Annotated in this window: 13 protein-coding genes and 2 riboswitches; of the genes, 5 read left to right on the top strand and 8 right to left on the bottom strand. The window is 47.5% G+C overall.

Annotated features, from left to right (window positions below; all coding sequences use genetic code 11):
* Positions 1-6: 6 nt before the first annotated feature.
* From nikA to MHB54_RS13920, 8 genes are all read right to left on the bottom strand, one after another.
* Complete coding sequence (gene nikA / locus MHB54_RS13955; RefSeq protein ID WP_264454383.1) at positions 7-1,632, bottom strand: nickel ABC transporter substrate-binding protein; 1,626 nt, start codon at positions 1,630-1,632, stop codon at positions 7-9.
* Between the two features lie 142 nt (positions 1,633-1,774).
* Positions 1,775-2,551 (bottom strand): ABC transporter ATP-binding protein, encoded by a 777-nt coding sequence (locus MHB54_RS13950; RefSeq protein WP_023990982.1) that lies wholly within the window; start codon positions 2,549-2,551, stop codon positions 1,775-1,777.
* A complete protein-coding gene (locus tag MHB54_RS13945) occupies positions 2,548-3,465 on the bottom strand; it encodes an ATP-binding cassette domain-containing protein (RefSeq protein WP_023990983.1) in 918 nt (305 codons plus the stop codon). Before MHB54_RS13945 ends, MHB54_RS13950 begins: the two co-directional genes overlap by 4 nt.
* Complete coding sequence (gene nikC, locus MHB54_RS13940) at positions 3,465-4,280, bottom strand: nickel transporter permease (protein ID WP_023990984.1); 816 nt, start codon at positions 4,278-4,280, stop codon at positions 3,465-3,467. The genes MHB54_RS13945 and nikC overlap by 1 nt, the downstream gene beginning before the upstream one ends.
* Before the next feature lie 14 nt (positions 4,281-4,294).
* Positions 4,295-5,224: a nickel ABC transporter permease gene (gene nikB / locus MHB54_RS13935; RefSeq protein ID WP_023990985.1), complete on the bottom strand. Its 930-nt coding sequence runs from the start codon at positions 5,222-5,224 to the stop codon at positions 4,295-4,297.
* Positions 5,225-5,239: 15 nt separating this feature from the next.
* Complete coding sequence (locus MHB54_RS13930) at positions 5,240-6,820, bottom strand: ABC transporter substrate-binding protein (protein ID WP_023990986.1); 1,581 nt, start codon at positions 6,818-6,820, stop codon at positions 5,240-5,242.
* A gap of 217 nt (positions 6,821-7,037) precedes the next feature.
* Positions 7,038-7,241: riboswitch (cobalamin riboswitch) on the bottom strand.
* 690 nt (positions 7,242-7,931) lie between these two features.
* Positions 7,932-9,239, bottom strand: coding sequence for a nucleobase:cation symporter-2 family protein (locus tag MHB54_RS13925; protein WP_023990988.1), 1,308 nt, complete (start codon positions 9,237-9,239; stop codon positions 7,932-7,934).
* A complete protein-coding gene (locus MHB54_RS13920) occupies positions 9,233-9,850 on the bottom strand; it encodes a xanthine phosphoribosyltransferase (protein WP_023990989.1) in 618 nt (205 codons plus the stop codon). The genes MHB54_RS13925 and MHB54_RS13920 overlap by 7 nt, the downstream gene beginning before the upstream one ends.
* Before the next feature lie 158 nt (positions 9,851-10,008).
* Positions 10,009-10,112, bottom strand: a riboswitch (purine riboswitch).
* A gap of 351 nt (positions 10,113-10,463) precedes the next feature.
* On the opposite strand from MHB54_RS13920, the gene rhaB reads away from it, so the two are divergent.
* From rhaB to MHB54_RS13895, 5 genes are all read left to right on the top strand, one after another.
* Positions 10,464-11,945, top strand: coding sequence for a rhamnulokinase (rhaB, locus tag MHB54_RS13915; protein ID WP_023990990.1), 1,482 nt, complete (start codon positions 10,464-10,466; stop codon positions 11,943-11,945).
* A 12-nt stretch (positions 11,946-11,957) separates the two neighbouring features.
* Positions 11,958-13,214, top strand: coding sequence for an L-rhamnose isomerase (gene rhaA, locus MHB54_RS13910; protein WP_023990991.1), 1,257 nt, complete (start codon positions 11,958-11,960; stop codon positions 13,212-13,214).
* 52 nt (positions 13,215-13,266) lie between these two features.
* Positions 13,267-14,112: a rhamnulose-1-phosphate aldolase gene (rhaD, locus tag MHB54_RS13905; RefSeq protein ID WP_023990992.1), complete on the top strand. Its 846-nt coding sequence runs from the start codon at positions 13,267-13,269 to the stop codon at positions 14,110-14,112.
* Between the two features lie 198 nt (positions 14,113-14,310).
* Positions 14,311-15,201 carry a helix-turn-helix domain-containing protein gene (locus tag MHB54_RS13900; RefSeq protein WP_023990993.1) on the top strand — a complete coding sequence of 297 codons (891 nt, stop codon included), beginning with the start codon at positions 14,311-14,313 and terminating at the stop codon, positions 15,199-15,201.
* A gap of 138 nt (positions 15,202-15,339) precedes the next feature.
* Positions 15,340-17,610: a GDYXXLXY domain-containing protein gene (locus MHB54_RS13895; RefSeq protein ID WP_023990994.1), complete on the top strand. Its 2,271-nt coding sequence runs from the start codon at positions 15,340-15,342 to the stop codon at positions 17,608-17,610.
* The last annotated feature ends 69 nt before the right edge of the window (positions 17,611-17,679 follow it).

Here is a 17,679-nt window from a genome sequence, read left to right as displayed (position 1 = left end):
CTTCAGCTACTTTCCGATTTCAATTCCCTCAAACGGATTTTCATCCCGATTAGCCGGGAATACAAAGTTTGTAATCTTTTTCTGGTACACTGCCGTTTTCTTAATATAAGAAATAGGCACAATGGCAGATTGCTCCTGAAGCGTCTTCAGAATCGAAGCATACAGCTCTTGACGCTTGGTTTCAACTGTCGATGAGAGCGCTTCGTGTACTTGCTGATCCAGATCTTTCTTCATCGGGAGGGCACTCAGCACCTCGGAAATTCCGAAGCTCTTCTTGGCAATGACATTAATAAAGGAATGCGGATCATAAGGCGCACCATAGTTGTACCAGAAGTACAGATCAAACTGGTTGGATCTAAGGCGCTTAATTTGAACCGTCAGCTCCAGTCCGGTCAGGTTCACTTTGACACCCAATTCTCCCCATTCAGCCTGAATGGTTTCAGCCATCGCCTTTTGGATCGGATCAGTCTTATCAAAAATCAGCTCAAAATCCAGCTGTTGTCCGTCTTTTTCCCGTACTGTACCGCCTGCGGGCAGCTTCCAGCCAGCCTCATCCAGCAACGATTTGGATTTTTCCACATCATAGCCAACAGGCTGTAAGTTTACATTCGTATACGGATAGTTTTTGGATAAAACCGTATCCGCTGTTTCCTCCAGCCCCGAGGTTACACCTTCCACCATTGCCTGCTTGTTAAAGCCATGCTGGAGTGCCAGACGTACCCGAAGGTCTGCCAGCTTGGGATTGGATGAGTTGAGTAACAGGCTTCTTGTACCTACAGGCTCGGACAGCGTGGTAACATACTGATTCGTGTCGCGAAGCTGTTTGAAAGCATCCAGACTAATGACACCCTCTCCATAAATCAGATCCAGGTCGCCTTTTTCAAAGGCCATTACACGGGTTTCGCCATCGGGAATGATTTTTACCGTAATTTTATCCACCTTCGGTGCAGTACCCCAATAGTTCGGATTACGCTTAAAGGTTGCATATTCATCTTGCTTGTATTCATCCAGCATCCAAGGTCCTGTACCTACAGGTTTCTTGATTCCTTTGGACGTATCTCCATCATCCGGGAACCCCGCTTCACCCAGAAAACGGAACGGGCGAACGACAGACAAATCCTGAAGCACTGGGTAGTATGGCTCTTTGAGCGTCATTCGGAAGGTGCTGTCATCTACAGCTTCAGTTTTGTCGAGAACGCCTACTATACCAAGCCAGCTGTGCGTTTTCTCATTTTTCATAATAGCGTCAAAGTTCTTTTTGACAATGGTCGCATTAAATAGCGTTCCATCCGAAAATTTCACACCTTTGCGCAGCTTAAACGTATATATTTTGCCGTCCTTGGAAATAGTCCAGGATTCAGCCAAAGCAGGCTCCAGCTTGCCTTCTTGCTTGTAGCTGACTAACGGCTCATAGACCATGGATTGTGCAAAAAGTTGGGAAGGATTGTATACGTGAGGATTCATCGTACCAATGTCACGCGGCCACGATAGCGTGATCGACTTTTCATTGGCAGCTCCGTCAGTAGAGGTGGATGCAGGGGTGTTTTCCTGCTTCGCGCAGCCCAAAACAACGGATAATAAGAGGAGCGCCACCAACATAAGGGTGGCAGTCTTGCGGTGTCGAACGGACATCAATGTATTTCCCCTTTTCTATATATGTGATAATGATTATCATAATCATATTTAGAATAGGTACCACGTTCTATTTTGTCAACAATATTCGACAAGCAATCCTCTTATTTATTTTAAATTTGTATAATATTAAATTTATGGCTTAATTCTCCAACGCTTGAAACAGAGTACGCGTGTACTCATGCTGTAACAAGTCTTCATCCCATTCCTTAAAGATTTCCACGATCTCCCCCTGAACCATGACGGCAACTCGATCACAAAACTGGCGAGTAGATTGGAGATCGTGAGTGATGAATAGGTAGGACAACTGACGTTCCATCTGCATTCTTTTGAGCATGTCCAGTACAGAAGACTGCGTTGTCGTATCCAGATTGGCGATCGATTCATCGAACAAGATAATATCCGGCTCCACCGCCAACGCTCGGGCAATACATACCCGCTGTTTTTGCCCGCCACTCAGCTGTGCTGGGTATTTTTCCAGACTGTCAGCCTCCAATCCTACCGATTCCAATAGGGACAGACAAATATCCAGCGCCTGCGCTTTTCGCTCAGGAAAATAGTTGTGGATCGGCTCCATTAAAATATCTCGAATGGTCATATGAGGATGCAATGAGGAGGACGAATCCTGTGCAACCAACTGGATTCGCTTGTACAGCTGAACGTCCTTCATCTTTTCGAAGTGTATAGGCTGATGATCCAGCCAAATCTCCCCTGAGGTCAACGACTCCAACCCTAGAATACATTGTGCCAGCGTGCTTTTGCCACTTCCACTTTCCCCCACCAGTCCAAGACATTCACCCTGTCGTAACTCCAGACTCACCTTCTTCACGGCCCGCTCGCTATCTTGCGTGCTGAACCAGCCTTTTCTCCGTTTGCGGACAGGGTATGCTTTGGTCACATTCTTCAATTCCAGCATCACTGGTGCATCCTTCCTTCCGGGCTCATCTCCAACACTCGATCTGCTATGCGGCTCATACCTTGGCGATCATGTGAAATCAACAATATGGTGAGATCAAAGTCTTCTCTCAATTGTTGCAACAATGCCAAAACCTTGTCGCGGTTGATAACATCCAACGCCGTAGTAGGCTCGTCGGCAATAAAGAGGCTCGGACCTGAGCTTAACATTGCAGCCAGCAGCACCCTTTGACACATGCCTCCGCTTAGTTCAAAAGGATATGACGACAAAATATGCTCAGGATCTGCAAACCCAACCTTGCGGAGCAGAGAGCGCAAATAGGCCTCCCGCACTGGAGTAGCGCCTCCTCTGGCTATCTCCGTGGCACGACTCAGCATCTGCCGCATCCGTGACAGCACGCCCAGTGGGTGGACTTGCTTCGGTGCAGTGTGGGATGGGGCTGCATCAGCGTGCCCCGGCTCCATCTGGTCGTGCGGCATCCAACGCCGCCCGTACAGTCTAAGCGTATCCATCAGCTGGGCGCGGACAGTCCGGATCGGATTCAACCCGCTCAGCGATTGTTGAATGAGCAGGGCAATATCCTCTCGGCGCAGCCTTTGCCAGCGCCGTTCCTGGAACGGGAGAATGTCTTCCCCGTTATAGTAGATACGCCCTTGCGTAACACCGATACCTGGCTCCAGCATGCCTGCGATTGCGTGTGCGGTCAGACTCTTGCCGCATCCGCTCGGTCCGGTCAGGGCCACAATCTCCCCTGAATATATGGAAAAGCTCACATCCCGCAGCAGTGGTTTGCTCCCACTTCCGCTTGCTCCTACGCCTGTGCGGCAGATTTCCAAATGTTCCACGTGTAACAACGGTTTTCGCCCTGCCACTTGTTCTATCGTATCCTTGCCCCCAAGGGCTATTTGATCTCCCACTATTTGGCCGCCCCCTTTTCCGAAAAGCGGTCGCCCAAAAGCTGGCAGGCAAGTACGAATAGCATAATCGCCAAGCCCGGGAAAATCATGACATGCGGAGCCACCTGAAAATATGAGGTTGCATCATGCAGCATCACGCCCCACTCTGGCTTGGGCGGCTGTACACCCAGTCCAAGAAAGGATAGCCCCGCGATCATCAGCACCACGCGTCCGATATCCCATACCGCATAAACCAACAACTGCGGCAACGTTTGTGGCAATACATAACGTCTCAGTATACGTACGTGTGAATTGCCGGATAAACGGGCATACCGAACGTAGTCCTCCTGACAGGCTTTTTGAACCAGACTACGGATATACCGGACATAGCCCGCCCACCGTACCGCAATAATCGCAAGGGTCATGTTAACAAAACCCGGGCCCAAAATGCCCACAATTGCCACCGTTAAAATAATATCAGGAAAAGCCAATACGCCATCGATTCCCCGCATGATCAGCTGATCTACACGTCCACGCACATAACCAATGAGCAACCCTATAGGCAGACTAAAGCACAGCGTAGCTACAGTAATTGCACATGCGATTAGCACGCTCGTCCGTATCCCGTAAATTAGCCGTGACAGCACATCCCGACCCAGATGATCCGTACCGAAAGGATATTTCCGACTGGGTGGTGCCAGACGGTTCAAAAGATCCACTTGAAGAGGATCATGAGGAGCGACCCATGGAGCCAATAACCCAAGCAGCACGATCAGACCAAAAAGTACGCCTCCTGCCAGCAAGCTCCCTTGAAAGGAAAGCCGTATCTTTTTCATTTTCAGCTTCCCCCTTAACGCAAACGTAGCCTCGGATCTATCGCCGTCTGGACCAAATCCACCAAACACTGAACACCTACTATTAAAAATACGGCAAAAATAACATACCCCTGAATCACCGGATAATCTCGCTGGGTAATCGCATCTATAAAATACTTACCTAACCCCGGCCATGAAAAAATGGTCTCGACGATGACATTACCTGCCAGCATAAATGATAGATTTGTACCTAGCAGTGTAATCATAGGCAGAACCGCATGCTTAAATATCTCAAAAAACAGGATATGCATACGTGAAAAGCCTCGAGCCTTCGCTGCTTTCACAAAATTCCGGTCACCCAGCTCCAGCATTTGAGCGCGCAGTACACGGGCTTGCACCGCTCCCAAACCTGCGCCAAGAGTCAGCGCTGGGAGCACTAGATGTGTCCAGTCCTCCCTTCCCATGGATGGGAGCCAGCCCAAGCGAACGGAGAATAGATAGATCAACAGAAAACCAAGCCAAAAAGAGGGAATCGACGATCCCAGCAGGGCAAACAGCCTGCCCAGACGATCCAGTGGGCCGCTGATTTTTAGCGAGGCAGCCAGTCCCAGCCCCAGCGTAAGCACCGTCATGACGGCAAAGCCCGCAGCAGCTAGCTCCACAGTAGCAGGCAGTCTGTTCCATAGTTCGGCTAGCACGGATTCCTTGGATACATACGAGGTGCCCCAATGCCCCGTGAACACATCTCGCAGCCAGTTCACATATTGAATATGAAGCGGCTCGTTTAAGCCCAGTTCCTGCCGTAGCGTCGTCAACGCCTCCTCAGAGGCAGGGACATTATGCGCGGTGAGCAAAATAGTAGCAGGGTCACCAGGAGCGAGCCGCATCAGTACAAAAGTCAGCGTGGATACAACGAATACAATGATGAGCAGCTGCGCCACACGTTCCAGTATAAAACGAATCATAGGATACGCAGCTCGTTATTCCGTAATATCAGATTGCGCTGTAATGTAGTAATACTCGATCGGATGGGGTGTAAAACCCTCCACCCCTTTTTTCACACCAAACACATTATCAGGATGCACAATGAACGACTGTGGCAAATCCGCATTGATGATATCCAGCGCTTGTAGTGTCACAGCATTACGCTGCGCTGTATCCTTCGCCAGCTTCAAGCTGTTAAGAATACTCTCTAGCGGTTTGGAACTATACCGGCTTACATTGGCTTCGCTTTTCGAAGAATAAAACATGTCCATAAAATATTGCGGCTCTCCTGTATGAGCAGTAAGCATGCTGTACATTGCAAAATCCCAATCGTTTTTGGTCAACGCCTCGTCGATATTTTCCACCTTGCGAATCTTGACCTGGATTCCCTCTTTCAGCAATTGGCTTTGGATGACCTCAGCCATAACGGAGAGCTCTGGACGCTGAGGGAAAGTCAGCAGTGTAACCTCGAACGGCTTGCCTTGCTTAGTCCATGTCCCTTGGGCGTCTTTCTGCCACCCATCCTTCGTCAACAGCTGCTCTGCCGTTCCGTTCAGCGCTTTACGCTCAACTTTACCGAAGGGAAGAATGCTCGGGAACGGACTGCTTGCTTCCGTACCGAAGCCCCTCATGACGGCGCTCACAATCGATGCGCGTGGAATCAGGCTGTCCACCACCTTACGGTTCGCCGCATCCTTGAATACTGGCGATTCCATATTGTACACGATCATATGGGTGCGCAAGGAGGGAGCCGACAGCACTTGTAGCTTGTCGTTCTTTTTCAGTACCTCTGCGTTATCAACCGGAATATCCGTCGCCACGTCCACCTCGCCGGATTGCAGCGCCATCAGGCGCGAATTCCCATCCGTAATGAACTTCATCGTCGCTTCAGCCAGTCGTGCCTTCTCGCCCCAATATCCGTCATAACGCTCTACGACCAACGATTGGTCTTTGTTGAACGCTTTGATTTTAAAGGCGCCTGTCATCGCTGGGTAGCTCTGCTCATCTTTCATCGATGCCACATCCAGTACAATCGTCGATGGATCAGCTAGATTGGACACCAGCGCCGCGTTCGGCTGGTTTGTCGTGATTTTCAAAGCCAGCGGGCCGCTTACATCAATGGACTTCACATTCAGTAAATCCTTCGCCAGATGGCTTTTCTCGATAGAGCGCAGCAAAGACGCTTTTACACCTGCTGCATCCATACTCTTTCCATCATGAAAAGTGACTTTATCCTGCAAGCTGAACGTCCAAACTGTAGGACTATCCTGCTTCCACTCCTTTGCCAGCCAAGCCACAGGCTCCAGCTTTTCATTCAAACGTACCAGTGTCTCACCTGCACCGGATCGCATCACATCCCAGCTATTATCTCCGTGCGGGTCAACGCCTGACGGTTTCCATGTATACGCCATTATCAGCTTTTTACCTGTCGCTGTTTGTTGTGCTGACGCGTTTTCACCCTTGCCGGAGCTATCCGACGTCTTATTGCTGGTACATCCCGAAAGAGCCATAACTGCCAGAAATAGCATCACCCCTGTACATATCAACCATGAACGCCTGCTACGATTGCTAATCATTCAAAGAATCCCCCTCTATCTTGTAAAATCATATAAACCTAACGCAAAACGCGAAAAAAGCATTCCGGACCACTTGATCAGCAGTCAGAAATGCTTTCATTATAAAATGTCAAAACTCACCTCGAAGCCAACTCCAAAAACATAGAAGGGATCAGATCGGTTTCAGACATTCCGTATGCAGCACGCCTAACCACCTCCCCAGCATCCCGTGGGTCTGACAGTGATGTCAAAACAGGCAGGTCTCCTGACTCCAGGCGCATCTTTCAGGCCTTCCCGGTTCTTCACAGTTCCAGTGGCTGTTCTGAAAGCTCCAGCAGTATCCTGCTGATGCCTGTATACAGTGGCGGGTCCGTGTCGGAATCTACCGAACTTCCCTTTTAAGTGAACACGCTCAACAACCATCTACATGGTCTCAACAAAACCTCGTACATAGAGTCGTCCGGCTCACACCTGTTTTCTTCCTTTATTTCTTTCCATTACGATCTTATTTTGTTGTCACAGGCTTGTCAATAAATGCTGCACAATAATTTAAATTTGAACGATGTAGCGAGAATGAAGGTGATGTCTATTCATTGCGTGCACGAAATGAACGTGCTAAAATTAGGTATATAGATAATCATCGTGTCCGTATACTAAAAAGAGTCTTCGCCGCGCCAACGGCAAAGACTCTTAGGACTTGAAAGGCTGTGGATCACCACCACGGCGCGCTGCACAACTAAATGTTAATGCAAACGAAACCCACCGTTAGGCGCCTAACCTAATTACGCGGTGGGTTTTCGCTTGTTCCGAAATTTCCGACGTAGCCAGCGATAAAGTTTACGAATACTAAACACCAGGCTTAGTAAAGTAACCATCCAACGCAACACATCGTAGCACGACACAAGGTTGACCATCGGCTTCACCCCCTTTCGGGAAGCTACACCGTGGTCCGAAAACATCCACCACTATTCAAAATCCATAAGGTAAATTATACCACGGCCTCGCCCACTACTCTAGCAAATTCCTCTAGTAAATAAATCAACTTAAGAGTTAACTTTAGCGCCACTGCACAGTCGGACAGGGTCAATATCTATATGTCCCCAGACGGCAAGGGTTTATTTATTCCTAATCATCAAACCTTCTGTGGAACCTCCTGAACCGTCACGCTTTTGACCGATTCGCCCTGTTTTCTTGTCAAAACGATGTTCAAGACAATCGCTGTAATCGAACCCGAAACGATGCCATTTTGCAACAGCATTTTAGCAAAGCTCGGCAGCTGGTCGAACATTTGCGGCAGAACGGCAGAGCCTAGGCCCACGGCAATGCTGCATGCTGCGATCAGCAGATTGCTTTCTTTCCGTAGATCCACTTCTGACAAAATAGACATGCCTGATGCAGCGACCGAGCCGAACATGACGATCATCGCCCCGCCCAGCACAGCGTTAGGAATCACTGTCGTTAAGGCAGCCAGCTTAGGAAGCAAACCAAGAACAACCATGATACCGCCCGCAGCAAAAATAACGTTCCGCGATTTGACGCGTGTGAGTGAAATCAGACCAACATTTTGCGAGAAAGCTGTATAAGGAAACGCGTTAAAAATACCCCCAAGCATAATCGCAAGTCCTTCGGAACGCAGACCATTGACGATCTGCTTCTGCTCCACCTTCTGATCAATTGCTTTGCCTACTGCCAAATAAACGCCTGTAGACTCAACCATACTGACAATATTGACGATAATCATCGTACAAACTGCCATAATGCTAAACTCAGGCTTACCAAAATAAAACGGCTGTGCAACACTCACCCATGAAGCCTCCGCCACGGGAGCAAAATGCACCATTCCCATTCCATAAGCAACCACTGTGCCCACGAACAACCCAATAAGCACGGAAATCGAGCGCAAAAAGCCTTTTGCCAACCGATTCACAAGCAGAATAACCAGTAGTGTGACTAAGGCCAACAGTAAATTACGTGGCTGTCCAAAGTCCGAACTGCCCTGACCCCCTGCTACATTGTTCATCGCCACCGGAATAAGGGATAGACCGATAATCGTAACGACCGAACCTGTAACCACCGTCGGGAAAAAGCGTAGCAGCTTGCCATACAACGGTGCTGCTAACACCACAAATATACCAGACAAAATAATGGCACCATACGCTGTCGCTAAATTTGAGGTCGAAGCAATCGCGATGATGGGCCCTACTGCCGTAAACGTACAGCCTAAAATGACAGGCAGTCTACTACCGAAAAAGCGTGTGCCCATAATCTGTAATAACGTAGCAATCCCGCAAGTGAACAGATCGGCAGCCACCAAATAAGCCATCTGGGCTGGCGTCAGGTGCAATGCTCCCCCTACAATTAGAGGTACAGCAATTGCTCCAGCGTACATCGCCATGACATGCTGGAAGCCCAGCGCGAATAACTTTTGTTTACTTAACATCCCACATTCTCCTTAACGGGAGGAATCACCACGCCAGCTTCCTCTATAAAATGAACCTCGCCTGGTGCCATGGAAGCGATACGCGCAAGAGAACGTACGGCAATGCCTCTCTGCTCCAACAGTCCACGACCTTCCTGGAAGCTCTTCTCAATCACACAGCCAACCCCGGCCAGCTCCGCTCCTGCTTCCTTCACAATATCCGTAAGTCCAACCAATGCTGCGCCAGTAGCCAAAAAATCATCTACGATTAGCACATGGTCGCTGGCATCGAGATATTTTTGGGAAATACTCACCTGATAGGTTTCCTGCCGAGTGAATGAATGAACCTCGGCGAAGTATACCTGCTCATTCAGCGTGATTGCTTTCTTTTTCTTCGCATAAATGAACGGGACCCCCAAGGCAATAGCAGTAGCCATAGCAAATTGAATACCACTAGCTTCAATTGTAAGCACCTTGGTGATCGGAGCACTGCCGAAAAGGCGTGCAAACTCCTTACCAATCTCCAATGCTAATGCTGTATCTACCTGATGATTCAAAAATGAATCTACCTTTAGTACGGTATCAGATAAAATTTGTCCCTCTTGACGAATACGTTCCTCCAAAGCTTTCATTATGCGAGTATCGCTCCTTCTGTACTTTAAAATAGTATAAAACCTGCCAAAACCAAAAAAAGGACAGGCTCCCTTGAGTTGTTTCTCAAGTGAAGCCTGTCCTTGGGGTTGTAATCCCTGACGGATTGGCGCACAAATAAATGCCCGCATTCATCCAAAGCCGATGCGCTATCACTCATAGTCGGACGATTACAGTGGTCATCCGGTAGAAACTTCTGGGCCATATCCCCAATATTATACGAGTCATATGAAATTGATATCTTGTATACTACACCCTCTGGCGGGCGGTTTCAAGACTATTTTTCATACAGACAGCGGCATTTGGAGAACCTTCCACAATTGGAATATCGTAAATCAAGCCGACCTTTGTTCAAGGTATATATATTGTAAGGACTTTGCATAATCCTGATTGTAGAAAACAGATAAAAAACAAAAATACATGCAAAACAACATTTAATTTTAATTATAATTTTAGAAAACAAAAATAAAACCACAAATTATACTTCCGTTTATGTTGACTACAAAGAAAAACGGAAGTAGTATGGAGTTAGTTAAGAAAGCAAAAGGCAGACTTTCAGGCTGCCAGTATTTTATCCATGCAAGGAGATTGGGTATGAATAATTATCTTGCTGTTGATATTGGAGCTTCAAGCGGAAGGCTCGTAAGTGCAACTCTGCAAGGTGACCAGCTACACTTGCAAGAGCTTCACCGTTTCAACAACTCCTTTACCGAAAAAAACGGACACGATTACTGGAATATCGACGAACTATTGAATGAGATTATTCAGGGCTTGCAAAAAGCTAAACAGACGGGGATTCACTCCTGTACGCTCGGCATTGATACATGGGCTGTAGATTACGTGCTGCTTGATCAGAAAGGAAACCGCATTCATGAGGTATACGCTTACCGGGATGCACGTACCCTCCATGCGCCCGACAGGCTGCACCAGATCATCAGTCGAGAGGCTGTGTATGAGAAAACAGGCATTCAGGAACTAAACTTTAATACCCTGTATCAACTGTTTGTCCATGATCGGGAACAGCTTGCCCAGGCGGATAAAATATTGATGGTCCCCGATTATCTGTACTATCGCCTGACAGGCATCATGATCAATGAAATGACGAATGCGTCCACGATGCAGCTTCTCAACGTGAACACACGAGAGTTTGATGAAGACCTGCTGTCCCTGCTCCAACTGCGACGCAATCAGTTTTCAGAGCTTGCCGAGCCTGGACGGGTTCTGGGTTCTCTTTTGCCGGAGCTTGTTCAAAAATACGATCTTCCGGACTGTCAGATCATTCTTGCGCCTACTCACGATACTGCATCGGCTGTTGCAGGTGTTCCGTCACAGCGGGAAGAATCTTGGGCCTATATTAGCAGCGGAACGTGGTCACTACTGGGAATGGAACGTTCCAAAGCCTTGAATACCAAGGCAGCCATGCAGGCGAACTACACGAATGAGTGGGGTGCTTACGGTACGTACCGTTTTCTGAAAAATATTATGGGATTGTGGATGATTCAGGAGGTTAGGAGAGAGGGCGGTTCCGCACATAGCTTTGCTGAATTGGCCGAACTGGCTTCAGCAGAGACACCGTTTGTCAGTCTCGTCCTCTGTAACCAGTCATCCTTCTTAAACCCGGATAGTATGACCCTTGAAATCCAGCGATTCTGTGAAGAAACAGGCCAGCCCATCCCCAAGACGCCGGGTTCACTCGCCCGCTGTATTTTCGACAGTCTGGCCTTAAGCTACCGCGATGCCTTACACGAACTGCAACGTTTAACAGACGAAACGATTACCAGATTGTACATTGTCGGCGGAGGCGCTAACAACGAGTTACTATGTCAGCTAACAGCCGATCTCTTGGGAATTGAGGTTCAGGCAGGTCCTTCCGAATCTACGGCCATCGGCAATATTGTCGTGCAATTAATCAGCTCTGGTGCTCTTGAAGATCTCCAAGCTGCTGGCCGAACCATCGCCCGCTCCTTTCCGACTCGGCTATATGAGCCGAAATCGGTGGAAGGCTTGCAAGAACTCCTGGATCGCTGGGAGCGCCTCAAGATACAAGCAACATCCTCTATTCAGATATCTCAATAAAGGAGTAAAGCCATGAATGAAGCTATTGAAGCCAGTTATAACGAAGCGAAAAAGCTGTATGCCCGCCACGGTATTCAAGTTGACGACATTTTACGGAAGCTTTCACAAATCAAAATATCACTGCACTGCTGGCAGGGAGATGATGTTCAGGGATTTCTGTTCAAAGACAAACAGCTTAGCGGGGGGATTGCCGTAACGGGCAGCTACCCGGGCAGAGCAGGCACGCCGCATGAGTTGCGTCAGGATTTAGAAAAAGCTCTATCGCTTATTCCGGGTAAACACAAGGTCAATTTGCACGCAATCTATGCGGACACCACTGAACAAGTGGATCTGGATCAACTGGAGCCACGCCATTTTCAGAACTGGGTAGACTGGGCCAAACAGCAAGGGCTCGGGCTTGATTTTAATCCAACTTTGTTCTCTCATCCCAAAGCGGAAGACGGCTTCACACTGAGTCACAAGGATTCGGAAATCCGCGATTTCTGGATCACACACTGCAAAAAATCACGCAGGATTGCAGAGCATTTTGGCAAAGAACTCGGTCAGCCCTGTGTCACAAACCACTGGATGCCGGATGGCTATAAAGATACTCCGGTTGATCGGTTGGCTCCAAGAGAACGTCTGCGTGATGCGCTGGACGAAATTTTCAGCGAGGAAATCAGTGAGGAATACAACATCGATGCGGTTGAAAGCAAGCTGTTCGGCATCGGCTCAGAAAGCTATGTCGTGGGCTCACATGAATTCTATATGGGTTACGCCCTGACACGCGGTAAATCTATCTGTCTCGACGCTGGTCACTTCCATCCAACCGAAGTCATTTCGAACAAACTGTCCTCTGTGCTGATGTTCACCGATCAATTATTGCTCCATGTCAGCAGACCGGTTCGTTGGGACAGTGATCATGTCGTGACGATGGACGACGAATTGCTGGACATTGCCCGTGAGCTGGTTCGCGGTGAATTGCTTTCCCGAACCCATATCGGTCTTGATTTCTTTGATGGAAGTATCAATCATGTAGCAGCATGGGTCATCGGAACACGCAACACGATCAAAGCGCTACTTCGCGCTATGCTCGAACCGATTGAAGCATTAAAGCAGGCGGAAGAGGAACAGGATTTCACCACTCGTCTTGCTCTGGTCGAAGAGTTTAAATCGTATCCGTTTGGTGCCATATGGGATTACTATTGCGCTCAAAACGGCGTTCCTGTTCGTGAGGAATGGTTGGCCGAAGTAAAAAACTATGAACAACAGGTACTGCTGAAACGGTAACTACTGCACTGATAATGCTTATATTCATATCATACAAAGGGAGAGATTATCCATGACTACTGTGCTGGAGAATCAAAAAGAACGCAAATCGGGACTGGATATCCCATTTGTTCGCGAGATGGCGGAAATTACACAAAACATGTGGAAATTCGGCTGGGATGAACGCAATGGAGGTAATGTAAGCTATATTCTGGATGAAGCTGAGGTTGCAAAATATATAGATATTCATCAGGTCATTCGGACGATTAAACCTGCTTTTCCGGTGAATGAACTGGCTGGTAAATATTTTATCGTCACCGGATCAGGAAAATATTTCAAAAACGTAATTGCCGATCCGGAAGCCAATTTAGGAGTTCTTCGTGTCTCGCAGGATGGCGAGCAATTGGAAGTCTTGTGGGGCCTCAAACACGGGGCGGTGCCTACCAGTGAGTTACCATCCCATTTTATGGGCCACATTGAGCGCTTGAAGGTCGATCCTAACCATCGTGTTGTGATTCATAATCATGCCACCCATGTTATTGCCATGACCTTCATTCATAGTCTGGACGAAAACCAATTCACCAAAACGCTGTGGGAAATGTGTACCGAATGTATTGTCGTCTTTCCAGACGGTATCGGTGTAATCCCTTGGATGGTACCGGGCTCCAGCGAAATCGGCCGCGAAACGGCTAAAAAAATGAAGGATCATCACGCTGTATTATGGCCTCATCATGGCATTTTCGGAACGGGCAGCTCCATTGATGAAGCGTTTGGCCTGATTGAAACGATTGAAAAGGCAGCGCAAATTTATATGCTCATTGCACACCATGATATTCAGCAACGGATTACAGATCAGGAATTGGCCGATCTGGCCAAAGCCTTCAACGTTACTCCAAAAGAAGGCATCCTGAACGTATAAATGTAGGCTAATCTTCATCTCATAATACAGAACTTAAAAGGCTCCATGGCTCGTCTCAAATCGACCATGGAGCCTTTGGCATACCTAGTTTTAATTATATAACCCTTAATTCCAATGAATTAACTTGTAATTACGCTTCCCTTTATATACAATAAAATCAAAATTCCCTTATCTCCACCAAAGGAGAGGTGACAAGTTATGAAAAGAACAAAAAATGAAGATCACTTCGACATCGTGGAAGACCATTATTTCACAGCTACCGAACTGGAAAAATCCAGCGCCATTTGGCCAGTCAGACTGGGTATGGATATTTCGAAAACAAGCTGCCATGTCGGTCCCAAGGCTGTTCCTTATTTTTATTTGATTTTTGTACTTGAAGGTCAGGCTGAGTTTATTTATAAGCAGCAGAAGTACCGTGTCCAAAAGTCTGATTTATTCTGTTTTTTTCCGCATCTTGCCCATGAATATTACACCGATCAGGAGCACCCGTTGCAAAAGGTATGGATTGCCTTTGAGGGACCTAAATCCCTCGCGCTACTGGAGCGGATCGGAATTAATCCCTCTACGCCATTTATGGCTAACGCAGTGAGCGAGGAAATCCTTGAGCTTATCTCCAACCTGTTTTCCATCGTAAACGACAACAGACAGGGTAGCGATCTGGCCCGCTTGATTACACTGCATCAGATCTTCGAGGAGTTATCCCGCAACACATCTGACGTACTGCGCAACTTTGTATGCTCTGATTATTGGCTCCAGCAGGGGAAAGATTACATTGAAATGCATTATTGTGACCGTGTTACGATTGAGCAAATTGCCGAGCATGTAGGTGTGGATCGTGCGCATTTTTCACGTAAGTTCCATTCCACCTTCCTCATCTCTCCCGCCAAGTATTTGCAAAACCTCAAGATTAACGAAGCCAAAAGATTACTGGAGCAGACAACTTACAATTTGTCGATCATAGCCCAGTCCATCGGCTATACCGATATGTCCACCTTTTCCAAGGCATTTAAGAAAACAGCAGGGATTCCACCGCGTGAGTATCGCTTCCGACATCAGTCCCGGCAAGAGATTCGTACCGTCAACGCTTAGTCGGAATCCAGTAACGTTAAAGAGAGCCGCCGTATACGGTGGCTCTCTTTTTATGACCTGATCCTAATTTCCACTTGGTTCTGAGCCCTTTCAACGCTATAATAGGCTTCAAACCAACAGGAAAGGTACGTGAAATCCATGCTGCGATTCAATGCGATACGTACGGGCTATCTGCTGGGCATCTCACTGATACTGGCCGCAATTATTTATTTTTTCGCCTCCAATTGGGGCGGACTGGATCGGACATCCAAGATTGTACTTGCTGCTGCGCTTATTGTTCTGTTCTATGGCTTGTCTTTTGTATTTGCACGGATACGTGCTGTTCCCGGCCAACAAGCTTTTCTGTCTAATATGTTTTTGGTGGCTGGCTGTATAGCCTTTGGCGTTTCCGTGGCATTGCTCGGTCAAATTTACAATTCCCATGCGGACAGCTACGGATTGTTTTTCATTTGGTCGGTGCCGGCTCTGCTACTTAGCTGGATTACTCGCTACAATCCCTTTTATATGCTGTCTTATGTACTGATTCAACTTGGTTTGTGGCTTTATTTTTACCCTACGATGCAAAGTGTGCCTTATAGCGAACTTCGATCATTGTCGATTGCCGGAGTGTTCGCACTGGTCAATCTGGTGTTGTTTCTATTGGCGTTCCTTCATCGTATACGCTCTGCTCCACTACAATATATGAGCTTTACTGTTTTTCATATAGCCATGTTAGCGATGACCAACTCTTTTGCATTTGATGGGTATGGGCTGGTCATGAATATACCGTATATCGCTGTGATTGCTTTAGGATTTTATATATTTATCAAGGTGCGACTGAATAAAACGCTACTGACCTTGAATGCATTGGCGCTCTCAGCGTTTGCTGTCTTTAAATTTATAGAGCTGGCAGAGGCGTACTCCTCATCTCTGTTTTTTGTGTTTGGTTTGATTTTTGTGGCGCTGCTGCTGACGGGTAACGTGTGGTTTTTCCGTTATTTGAATCGTTTGGGAAAAACACCGCCGGAAGCAGGGATAACGGACATTAGTACATCAAAGACTGAGACGACCGTTCCCGAGGAACATGGCAGTGAATGGATCAGCAAAACCGTATCCCGTGTAATCAAAGTGGTTGGAGTGCTGATCGGTAGTATCTCTCTCATCGGATTGATTATGATTAGCACGAATGTAAACCACACCGAATATGTACTGTTGGTTGTGTCGTTGCTGCTTATGATTTTGATGATTGTCATACCGGAATCGAAGCTGGATTCGGTAATACGTTATACACTGCTGACCATCAGCTATATAACAGGCTTGGCGGCCATTCTATGGTCAGATCAGTCGCTGCTTTCGGTATTATTTCTGATCGTTTCCATCGCTGGATGGTTTCGCTCCAAGGGGAAAAGGCAGTTGTTTTTTGCCTACACCTTTGTAAACCTGAATCTGGCGACCATTTTATTTCAGCAGTATCAGGAGTGGGATGGTTGGAACTGGACCTATAAGTTCATCATCTTCTCTCTTTTCATCGTCAATGCCGTGTTATATGGGGTAAGTTACTTTATATTCAAGACGGAGTTAAAAGAACATCTGCGGAATAGCTCATTATTTTTCAGCTTGTTGTTCCTGTTTTGGGCGACGTTTTTCGAGGATGTCATTCCACACTCTTATATGTTCATTAACATTTTTTATTTTGTTATCGTTACCGGGATGGTCTTTGCCTTTGCCCGTCTGAAACAAAAATCGGAGACCCTCATGAGCGTTGTCTTCTGGTTTATTTTTATCGGCTTCAAATACTATGATTTATTGTGGACGCTACTGTATAAGTCTTTTACGTTGGCGCTTCTAGGGGTCATTGCACTCGGCTTGACCTGGTGGGCGGATCGGCGAATGGCCCATAGCGGCAAAGCAGCATTTGATGCCGACCACCGCAGCTTTAGCTTCATGCGCTTAAGCCCGTTACTCATCGCTATTGTCATCGTGCTACAGCTGGGGATCATCGGCTATCAGACGGCGAGAAGTGAAACCCTGCTCGCCACAGGGGCTTCCATTAAGCTCAAACTGGCTCCTATAGACCCGCGCTCCCTGCTGCAAGGCGATTATGTGGCACTGAATTACGACATATCTACCCCGCCTTCCAAGACCCCTCTTCAGGAGGAGGAATGGAGCCGAGGCAAGGTCAAAGTCGTTCTCACACCAGATAGCCAAGGAGTATACGTCGCGGATCGCCTATATCAAGATGGTGAAAAACTTGCCAGTCATGAGGTCGTTCTAAATGGACAATGGTATGGTTCTCGTATTCTGTACGGTATTGAGAATTATTTCATCCCTGAGGGAACCGGACGTACTGTAGAACAGAACGCACATTTTGCCCATATTCGGGTGAGCCGCAATGGGGACGCGCTGCTGGAACGTTTGGCAGAAAGCTGACCGGATCGGCGCAGGTAGTTAACAAAGCAGGCTGAACCAAGCTGCTCCATTGCTGGAGCACAACTTGGT

The sequence above is a fragment of the Paenibacillus sp. FSL M7-0802 genome (genome assembly GCF_038004945.1).
In the GTDB taxonomy this organism is placed as follows: Bacteria; Bacillota; Bacilli; order Paenibacillales; family Paenibacillaceae; genus Paenibacillus; species Paenibacillus polymyxa_B.
The sequence above is the reverse complement of the archived record's forward strand: the minus strand, read 5'-3'. Positions and strand labels throughout refer to the sequence as shown.

What these genes read in the sequence shown, in the direction of transcription:
- nikA (WP_264454383.1), bottom strand. Translation starts at nt 1,632, where the DNA reads ATGTCCGTTCGACACCGCAAGACTGCCACCCTTATGTTGGTGGCGCTC.
- nikC (WP_023990984.1), bottom strand. Translation starts at nt 4,280, where the DNA reads ATGAAAAAGATACGGCTTTCCTTTCAAGGGAGCTTGCTGGCAGGAGGC.
- nikB (WP_023990985.1), bottom strand. Translation starts at nt 5,224, where the DNA reads ATGATTCGTTTTATACTGGAACGTGTGGCGCAGCTGCTCATCATTGTA.
- MHB54_RS13930 (WP_023990986.1), bottom strand. Translation starts at nt 6,820, where the DNA reads ATGATTAGCAATCGTAGCAGGCGTTCATGGTTGATATGTACAGGGGTG.
- MHB54_RS13925 (WP_023990988.1), bottom strand. Translation starts at nt 9,239, where the DNA reads ATGTTAAGTAAACAAAAGTTATTCGCGCTGGGCTTCCAGCATGTCATG.
- MHB54_RS13920 (WP_023990989.1), bottom strand. Translation starts at nt 9,850, where the DNA reads ATGAAAGCTTTGGAGGAACGTATTCGTCAAGAGGGACAAATTTTATCT.
- rhaB (WP_023990990.1), top strand. Translation starts at nt 10,464, where the DNA reads ATGAATAATTATCTTGCTGTTGATATTGGAGCTTCAAGCGGAAGGCTC.
- rhaA (WP_023990991.1), top strand. Translation starts at nt 11,958, where the DNA reads ATGAATGAAGCTATTGAAGCCAGTTATAACGAAGCGAAAAAGCTGTAT.
- rhaD (WP_023990992.1), top strand. Translation starts at nt 13,267, where the DNA reads ATGACTACTGTGCTGGAGAATCAAAAAGAACGCAAATCGGGACTGGAT.
- MHB54_RS13900 (WP_023990993.1), top strand. Translation starts at nt 14,311, where the DNA reads ATGAAAAGAACAAAAAATGAAGATCACTTCGACATCGTGGAAGACCAT.
- MHB54_RS13895 (WP_023990994.1), top strand. Translation starts at nt 15,340, where the DNA reads ATGCTGCGATTCAATGCGATACGTACGGGCTATCTGCTGGGCATCTCA.